Raw genomic sequence first — 8,535 nt, forward strand, 5'->3', positions numbered from 1 at the left:
GCGCCCGCCGTTCGCGGCGGGCGCTGCCGGCCCCCGCCGGCATCCCTTGTTCGTCTGGAGAATGCAATGCATTGGGTCGATCCCGATTCCCTGCCGGAAACCCGTGGCACGCTCGCACGCTTCCTGCTCAACCCCAAGGCCGACGTCGACGGCCTGCTGTTCGACGACGGCACCGAAGTGCACACCCCGCCGCACCTGTCGGCGCAACTGCTGCAGGCGCTGCGTCCGGGCGCCGGCCTCGGCGTGCGCGGACTCAAGCCGCGCGGCGCCGATGTGCTGGTGGCGTTGGCGGTGGACCCGGATGGGTCCGCGCGCATCGTCGATGAAGGTCCGCATGCCGGTCCGCACACACCCAAGCCCAAGCCGCCGGCCAAGCCCAAGCCTGCGCAGGACGCGGTGCGTCACGCCGGCACCATCGCAAGGCTGCTGCACGGCCCGCACGGGCAGGTGCATGGCGCGCTGCTGGAGGACGGGCTGATCGTGCGCTTCCCGCCGCACGCGGTGCCGGAATCGGCGCGCTGGCTCGCCGCCGGCAAGTCGCTGACGGCGCAGGGCGAATTGCTGGAGTCCGCGCATGGCCAGGTGCTGCATGCGCAGGCGCTGGGCGCCAGCGACGCGACGCTGCAGCCGCTGAAGCCGAAGCCGCCCAAGCCTCATCACAAGCCGTTGCACGCGCATGCGGATGATGCTGCGCCGAAGGACGGGCCCAAGCCGAAACCGAAGCCCAAGCCCAAGCCCCACTGAGTCACGAGTCGTCGCGGCGGTGTGCCCCTGGCCACCGCCGCGCCTGTGTTTCCCGCGCTCATCCAGGACACCGTCATGCCGCCCGTCGCGCCTGCGCAGCACCACGTTCTCCTGTCCTTGTCGCCGCTCGCGTCGCCGGCGGTGCGCGCATGAGCGGCACTGGCAAGCGCCCGCGCGGCACGCGCGCGCTGGAAGCGCTCAACTTCACCATGGCCGACGTGCAGGACGGGCTCGGCCCGTTCCTGAGCGTGTTCCTGCAATCCAAGGGCTGGTCGCTCGGCGCGATCGGCTCGGTGATGACCGCCGGCGGCATCGTCGGCATGCTCGCCACCACGCCGGGCGGCGCGCTGGTCGATGCGACCAAGCGCAAGCGCAGCATCGTGGTGGTCGGCTGCAGCATGATTCTGTTGGCCTCGGCGCTGCTGTGGTGGTCGCCGACCCTGCCCGGCGTCATCGCCGCGCAGGTGATGACCGCGCTCGCCGCCGCCGCGCTGGGGCCGGCGCTGTCCGGCATCACTTTGGGCCTGGTGCGCCAGGCCGGCTTCGATCACCAGATCGCGCGCAACCAGGTCGGCAGCCATGCCGGCAACGTGGTGGCCGCGGCGCTGGCGGGCTTGCTCGGTTGGAAATTCGGTTTCGGCGCGGTGTTCGTGCTGACCGGCTGCTTCGGCGTGCTGGCGATCATCTCGGTGTTGATGATTCCGCGCGACGCGATCGATCACCGTGCGGCGCGCGGTATGGCCGAGGCCGAGGACGAGGACGACAACGGCGCCCACGTCAGCGGCTGGTCGGTACTGCTGACCTGCAAGCCCTTGCTGGTCCTGGCCGCGGCGCTGGCGCTGTTCCACCTCGGCAATGCGGCGATGCTGCCGCTGTACGGCATGGCCGTGGTGGCCGCGCATCAGGGCGACCCGAACGCGCTGACCGCCACCACCATCATCGTCGCCCAGTCCACGATGGTGCTCGCCTCGCTGCTGGCGATGCGCCTGATCCGCGTGCGCGGACACTGGTGGGTGCTGCTGCTGACCTTCCTGGCGCTGCCGTTGCGCGGGCTGATCGCCGCCAGCGTCATCCACACCTGGGGCGTGTTCCCGGTGCAGATCCTCGACGGCGTCGGCGCCGGCCTGCAGAGCGTGGCGGTGCCGGCGCTGGTGGCGCACCTGCTGCAGGGCACCGGCCGGGTCAACGTGGGGCAGGGCGCGGTGATGACGATGCAGGGCGTCGGCGCGGCGCTGAGTCCCGCACTGGGCGGCTGGATCGCACAGGGGTTCGGCTATCGCGCTGCGTTCCTGCTGTTGGGCGGCATCTCGCTGCTGTCGCTGGCGTTGTGGGTGGGGATGCGCAAGCACCTGGTGACGGCGAAGCGCGGGCGTTCGGACGAGGAACCGGTGCCGCCGCTGCCGGCGTAGGCGTCAGCCCGGCGCCACTCCGGGCACCACCTCGTAGGCGATTCCTGCTGCGACCAAGTGCGCTGCCAGCGCCGCGTGCGGCGGCTGTCGGAACGCATCGCCCGGCAGCAGGCTGACCACGCGCTGTCCGGCCTGCGCCCGTTCGATCAGCAGCGCCAGATGCGCGGCCGGATCGTCCGGCAGCGGCTGGCGGCTGGCATCGCGGCGCGCCAGGCTCAGCACTGCAGCGCTCACTTGCGCACCGACCAGCAGCAGGTCGGCCTGGTTGAGCGCACGCAGCGCCTTCAGCGTCAGCGCGCCGGGGTCGCCATTGCCGGTGCCGACCAGCCACACGCTGCCCTGCCGCGGCACCGCGTCGCTGTGCTGCAGGCTCTCGGCGAAGGCCTGTTCGGCGGCATCGCGCTGGCCGCTCTGCAGCAGGGTCTGCACCGGTCCCTCCAGTACATGTTCGAACCAGCGGCGGCGCTGCGGCAGGTCCGGCAGGCGCGCGCGGATGGCGGCGCGGTGGCGCGCGAACAGTTGCGCCAGTTCGGCGTAGGAATGGTCCAGTTCGGTTTCCCAGCGCTCGCGCAGGCGCCGCGCCAGCATCGGCGCCGCACCGCTGGAGGAGATCGCGATCAACAGCGGGTCGCGATCGATGATCGCCGGCACCTGGAACGTCGACAGCGCGGCGTCGTCGACCACGTTGACCCACTTGCGCCGCGCTCCGGCCTGTTCGGCCAGTTGCCGGTTGAACGCGTCGTCGTCGGTGGCGGCCACCACCAGCCAGGCATCGTCCAGCCACTGCGGGTCGAAGGCGCCGTCGGCGCGCTGCAGCCGGCCCTGCGTCAGCCACTGCGCCACGGTGGGGTTGAGCGCGTGCGCGTACACCAGCACGTCGGCGCCGGCGTGCAGCAGCGCCTCGATCTTGCGCATCGCCACCTCGCCGCCGCCCACCACCAGCACGCGGCGTCCGGCCAGGTCGGCGAACAGGGGATACAGCGGCATGCGAACTCCTTGCTGGGGCGAAATGCGTCAGGTCGCGGCAGGCATTGGCGGGGCCGCACGCGACTGCGCAGCGTTCTGCGGTCAACGATACCGAAAGGTCGGTCGGGTGGAGCTGTCCGCAGGCGGATGCCATTCCCCCGCCATCCCAACGGTCGCCATGGCAGCAAACACCGGACCATGCCCGGTAGCGCCTGGCCGCGCAGCCAACGCGCAGGCGCTGGCGTATGATCCGCGCTCGTCGCCCTCCCGAACCGGCATCATGGATCGAGCCCGTCCGTCCCTTTCGTGGCCACGCGTGTCGGCGTGGTGTGTCCTTTTCGCGCTGCTGTGGCAGGTGGCACCCACGCTGGCGCAGACCGCGCGCAAGCCGTCGGCCTACGAGCAACGCCCGGGCAGCAACGCCACCGTGCAGCCGGCGACGGGGCCCGATTCCCTGCCGCGCCTGGACAGCCGCGCGCAGTTCCTTCAGCTCGCGCGGGTCTACAACGCCGGCACCGCGCTGGAGCTGCCGCATCTGCTGTTCGTGATCGACCGGCAGCAGGGTGGGCGCGTCTACTACCTCAACACCCCGCGCTTCGCGCTGCACGAACAGTTCGTGCGCCAGCGCCTGGCGCCGGGCATGGGCAAGGCAGCGCTGAAGGCGCAGTACCGCGATCCGCAGCGCCGCTTCCTGTTCGGCACCCTGAGCTGGCAGCAGGATCTGCCGGGCTACACCTACGAGTTCTGGGAGGGCGACGTCCTTACTGCACCCTTGTTGCAGCAGACCGATGCCGCCCTGCGCGCGTCGTTCTTCGACACGCTGCGGTTCAAGACCAACTCCACGCTGCACGAACAGGTGGCCAAGTCCGCCGGGCTGGCCTTCGTCACCCAGGAGGCGCTGCTGCGCGAGCAGCGCTTCCTGCCGTTGAACACCGGCCATGCCCAGGGACGGCTGCGCATCGTGCGCTCGGAGGCGCAGTTCCGTACGCTGTCGCCGCGCGACATCCCGGTGCTGGACGAGGTGCCGATCGCGTTGGCGCCGGTCGCCGGCCTGGTCACGCAGCGCCCGTCCACGTTGCTGTCGCACGTCAACCTGCTGGCCAAGGGCTGGGGCATTCCCAACGTGTACGTGCGCGATGCGCAGGCGGCGTTGCGCCAGTACGACGGGCGCTGGGTGCAACTGGATGTCACCCACAACGACTACCGGGTGACGCCGCTTGCAGGCCCGCCAGCAGCCATGTCGTCCACTGCCCCGCGCGCGGCGTCACGCGCGCTGCCGCGTCCGGACCTGAGCGTGACCGCGCTCCAGCCGCTGGCGGCGCTGCGCGCCCGCGACAGCCGCGCCTGCGGGACCAAGGCGGCCAATCTCGGCACGTTGAAGGCGGTGTTGCCGCCGGCCGCACGCGTGCCGGACGGCTTCTGCATTCCGTTCGCGTTCTACCAGGCGACGCTGCAGCGCCTGCAGGTCGACCAGCGCCTGCGCGATCTGCAGCGAAGCCCCGGCTTCGCCACCGACGCCGACGTGCGTCGCGCCGCGCTGGCGACCCTGCGTGCCGAGATCGCCGACGCCGCGCCCGATCCCGCCTTCGTGCGCGCGCTGGAGACGCAGTGGCAGGGGCAACTGCACGGCGCCGGCGTGTTCGTGCGCAGCTCGTCCAACTCCGAGGATCTGCCCGGCTTCAGCGGCGCCGGCCTGTACACCACCGTGCCCAACGTCACCCGTGCCGACGCCTTGGCCAAGGCGGTGCAGACGGTGTGGGCGTCGGTGTACAACTTCGAGGCCTACGAAGCGCGCGCCGCCGCCGGCCTGCCGCAGGACGCGGTAGCCATGGCGGTGCTGGTGCAGCTGGCCGCGCCCTCGGACAGCTCCGGGGTGATGATCACCCGCGATCCGTTCGATGCCGCGCGCCGCCACGTCACCTACATTTCGGCCAAGCGCGGCCTGGGCATCCGCGTGGTCGAGGGCAAGCGTCAGGCCGAACAGGTGATGTATTCGAGCTGGTCCAAGGCGGTGCAGGTGCTGAGCCGCTCGGCCGAGGACACCCAGCTCGTGGCCAACGCCGCCGGCGGCGTCCGCGAGGTGCCGATCGTCGGCACCCGCCAGGTACTGACCGACGCGCTCATCGCGCGACTGGCCAAGGTCGGCGCGATGACCAAGCAGGCGCTGGGCGGCGGCGATCAGGACATCGAATGGGCGGTGGTCGGCGACGAGGTGGTGATCCTGCAGGCGCGGCCGTATGTGGAGCGGGTTGGGCGCCAGTGACCCCCCTCAGTGGCTGCCGGAGGCGTTATCGGTGCGGCCGCTTGCGGTGGGCAGCTGCGCGGCACGGCGGTATCTGAGTTCCATCGAGCTCTGGTCGCGGCTGAAGCCGCGACCCGCAGCGCCAGGCAGATCGTCGGGCGCTCCCATCGGCTCACGCCGTCGGCGCATCCGCATTGCGGTGATGCGCTGCGCTGGACTTGCCGTCGCGCTCGGCCGCCAGCAGGGTCAGCGAGCGGCCGATGCCGTGCCATTGCGAGCCGCCGGGCAGGCCGTGTTCGCCGTTGCGCTCGGCGGTGTCGATCAGCACGCGCCAGTGTTCGCCTTCGACCAGCGGCAGGGTGAACGGGACGTCCTCGACCGCGCCGTTGACGATCATCAGCAGGGTCACGTTCGACGCGGCCTGGCGCAGGCCACTGGATGGGGCGCGGCCGTCCAGGCGCATCATCAGCGCGCGGGCGTGCGGGTCGTGCCAGGAGGCTTCGGTCATCTCCTCGCCATCCGGGGCCAGCCAGGTCACGTCCTTGATGCCCAGTTCCTCGTCGTAGACGCCGTCGAAGAAGCGCGCGCGGTGCAGCAGCGGGTAGTGCGCGCGCAGGTGGGTCAGGCGCGAGACGAAGGCGCTGAGCTGGTGCGCGCGCGGGCCGGCTTCCCAGTTCAGCCAGGTCAGTTCGTTGTCCTGGCAGTAGGTGTTGTTGTTGCCGCCCTTGCTGCGGCCGAACTCGTCGCCGGCCAGCAGCATCGGCGTGCCCTGCGACAGCAGCAGGGTGGCCAGCATGTTGCGCATCTGCCGCAGGCGCAGCGCGTTGATCTGCTCGTCGTCGGTCTCGCCTTCCACGCCATAGTTGGCGGAGATGTTGTTGTCCGAGCCGTCGCGGTTGTGCTCGCCGTTGGCCTCGTTGTGCTTGTGCGCGTAGCTGACCAGGTCGTGCAGGGTGAAGCCGTCGTGGGCGGTGACGAAGTTGACCGAGGCGGTGGGGCGGCGGCCGCGGTGGTGAAACAGGTCGGCCGAGCCGGTCAGGCGCGTGGCCAGTTCCGCCAGCTGGCCTTCGTCGCCGCGCCAGAACGCGCGCACGTTGTCGCGGAACTTGTCGTTCCACTCCGACCAGCCCGGCGGGAAGCCGCCGACCTGGTAGCCGCCGGGGCCGACGTCCCATGGCTCGGCGATCAGCTTGACCTGGCTCAGCAGCGGATCCTGGCGGCAGGCGTCGAGGAAGCCGCCCTTGGGATCGAAGCCGTGGTGCTCGCGGCCGAGGATGGTGGCCAGGTCGAAGCGGAACCCGTCCACGTGCATCTCCGACACCCAGTAGCGCAGCGAGTCGTTGACCATGCGCAGCGCGCCGGCATTGGTCAGGTCGAAGGTGTTCCCGGTGCCGGTGTCGTTGATGTAGAAGCGGCGGTCCTCGGCCAGGCGGTAGTAGCTGGCGTTGTCGATGCCCTTGAACGACAGCGTCGGCCCCAGTTCGTTGCCTTCGGCGGTGTGGTTGTAGACCACGTCAAGGATCACTTCCAGCCCGGCGCTGTGCAGCCGGGCCACCATCTGCTTGAACTCGGACACCGTGCGCGTGGCCATGTAGCGCGGGTGCGGGGCGAAGAAGCCGATGGTGTTGTAGCCCCAGTAATTGCGCAGGCCCTGCTTGAGCAGGTATTCGTCGTCAACGAAAGCGTGCACCGGCAGCAGTTCCACCGCGGTCATGCCCAGGCGCTTGATGTGCTCGACCACCTCGTCCACCTTCAGCCCGGAGAAGGTGCCGCGCCAGGCCTCGGGGACCGAGGGGTGGCGCATGGTGGTGCCGCGCAGGTGGGTCTCGTAGATCACCGTGCTGTCCCACGGCGTCTGCGGGCGCTGGTCCTTGCCCCAGGTGAAGGCCGGATCGATCACCGCGCACTTGGGCATGTAGGCGGCGCTGTCGCGGCGATCAAAGCTGAGGTCGGCATCCTTGTGGCCGATGGTGTAGCCGAACAGGGCCGGCGCCCATTTCAGTTCGCCGACCAGTTGCTTGGCGTAGGGGTCGAGCAGCAGCTTGTTGGGATTGAAGCGGTGCCCGTCGTCGGGCGCGTACGGACCGTACACGCGGTAGCCATAGAGCTGGCCGGGGCGCGCGTCGGGCAGGTAGCCGTGCCAGATCTCGTCGGTGTACTCGGGCAGGGCGATGCGTTCGATCTCGCGGCCGCGATCGTCGAACAGGCACAGCTCCACCTTGGTGGCGTGCGCCGAGTACAGGGCGAAGTTCACCCCCAGGCCGTCCCAGGTGGCGCCCAGCGGATACGGCAGGCCCTCGCGGATACGCGAACGGCGGGTGAGCTTGCGCACGGGCATGAAGGATCCTTAGGAAGAGGTACTGCCGTTGCCGGCGCTGCGTCGCGGTTGCGACGGCGGCAGCGCCTCGGCATCGGCTTCGGCGGCCGCTTCCGCGGCCACCAGGCGTTCGGCCATGGCCCAATGGCGGGCGGCGTGGCCATCGGGTCGCCCTTCGGCTTCCCAGATTTCGTGTGCGAGTTGGCGGATGCGGCGTTGGCGTGTTTCTGCGTCCATGGCTTCTTGCGAGATCAGGGGGAGGCGACCAGCACGGCCACCGGGAACTCGGCGAACAGCGCCGACACCGCAATGGCCGACGTCGCGTCGACGGTAGCACTGGCCAGCACCGGGCGATACTGTGCCTGCGGCAGTGTCAGAACCGTGTTACGCCAATCGAACTGCGCCCGCAGCGGCGCGTCCGGCCGCAGCGCCTGCGCGGCCGCGCCCAGCCGCGGTACCGCCACCACCAGCGAGGCGCCCTCGTGTTCGCGCACGAAGCCGAGCACGTGTTGAGCCTGCGGGCCCTGCGCCTGCAGCGGCGTGTAGCGGCCGTGCGCGAACAGGTCCGGATGCGCGCGCCGCAGCTGCAGCAGCTGTGCGGTCAACCAGGCCTTGATGTGGCCGCTGTGCCAGTCCTGCAGCAGCGCGTCCGCTGCGGTGGCATCGCGCAGCCAGGCCTGGCGCAGCGCGTAGTCCACCGGGCGGCGGTTGTCCGGATCCACCAGCGACAGATCCCAGCCCTCGCTGCCCTGGTACAGGTCGGGCACGCCGGGCAGGGTCAGGCGCAGGGTGGTCTGCACCAGGCTGTTGAGCGCGCCGGCCGGGGCCAGCGCCGCGGCCGCCTGCGCCAGCGCCTC

General features: G+C 70.7%; 6 protein-coding genes and 1 pseudogene. 3 read left to right on the forward strand and 4 right to left on the reverse strand.

Translation table 11 applies throughout. The features are described 5' to 3' along the window. Window positions 1-66: 66 nt before the first annotated feature. Both D180_RS04270 and D180_RS04275 read left to right on the forward strand, forming a co-directional pair. Complete coding sequence (locus D180_RS04270; protein ID WP_017911819.1) at window positions 67-744, forward strand: hypothetical protein; 678 nt, start codon at window positions 67-69, stop codon at window positions 742-744. Window positions 745-893: 149 nt separating this feature from the next. Continuing rightward, window positions 894-2,153 (forward strand): MFS transporter, encoded by a 1,260-nt coding sequence (locus tag D180_RS04275; RefSeq protein ID WP_017909751.1) that lies wholly within the window; start codon window positions 894-896, stop codon window positions 2,151-2,153. Between the two features lie 3 nt (window positions 2,154-2,156). Here D180_RS04275 and D180_RS04280 read toward each other — a convergent pair whose 3' ends face one another. Beyond that, a complete protein-coding gene (locus D180_RS04280; RefSeq protein WP_017911820.1) occupies window positions 2,157-3,140 on the reverse strand; it encodes an NAD(P)-dependent oxidoreductase in 984 nt (327 codons plus the stop codon). Window positions 3,141-3,474: 334 nt separating this feature from the next. Here D180_RS04280 and D180_RS04285 point away from each other — a divergent pair, with 334 nt between their 5' ends. Beyond that, window positions 3,475-5,382 carry a PEP/pyruvate-binding domain-containing protein gene (locus tag D180_RS04285; RefSeq protein WP_232760316.1) on the forward strand — a complete coding sequence of 636 codons (1,908 nt, stop codon included), beginning with the start codon at window positions 3,475-3,477 and terminating at the stop codon, window positions 5,380-5,382. 151 nt (window positions 5,383-5,533) lie between these two features. Here the strand turns inward: D180_RS04285 and glgX are convergent, their stop codons facing one another. The 3 genes and pseudogenes from glgX to D180_RS04295 all read right to left on the reverse strand — a co-directional run. After that, complete coding sequence (gene glgX, locus D180_RS04290; RefSeq protein WP_017911822.1) at window positions 5,534-7,699, reverse strand: glycogen debranching protein GlgX; 2,166 nt, start codon at window positions 7,697-7,699, stop codon at window positions 5,534-5,536. Between the two features lie 9 nt (window positions 7,700-7,708). Further along, a complete protein-coding gene (locus tag D180_RS22810; protein ID WP_081613481.1) occupies window positions 7,709-7,915 on the reverse strand; it encodes a DUF2934 domain-containing protein in 207 nt (68 codons plus the stop codon). A 14-nt stretch (window positions 7,916-7,929) separates the two neighbouring features. Further along, window positions 7,930-8,535 (reverse strand): annotated as a pseudogene (locus D180_RS04295) (malto-oligosyltrehalose synthase); the annotation flags it as partial.

This window comes from Xanthomonas sp. SHU 166 (genome assembly GCF_000364685.1).
Taxonomy (GTDB): Bacteria; Pseudomonadota; Gammaproteobacteria; order Xanthomonadales; family Xanthomonadaceae; genus Xanthomonas_A; species Xanthomonas_A sontii.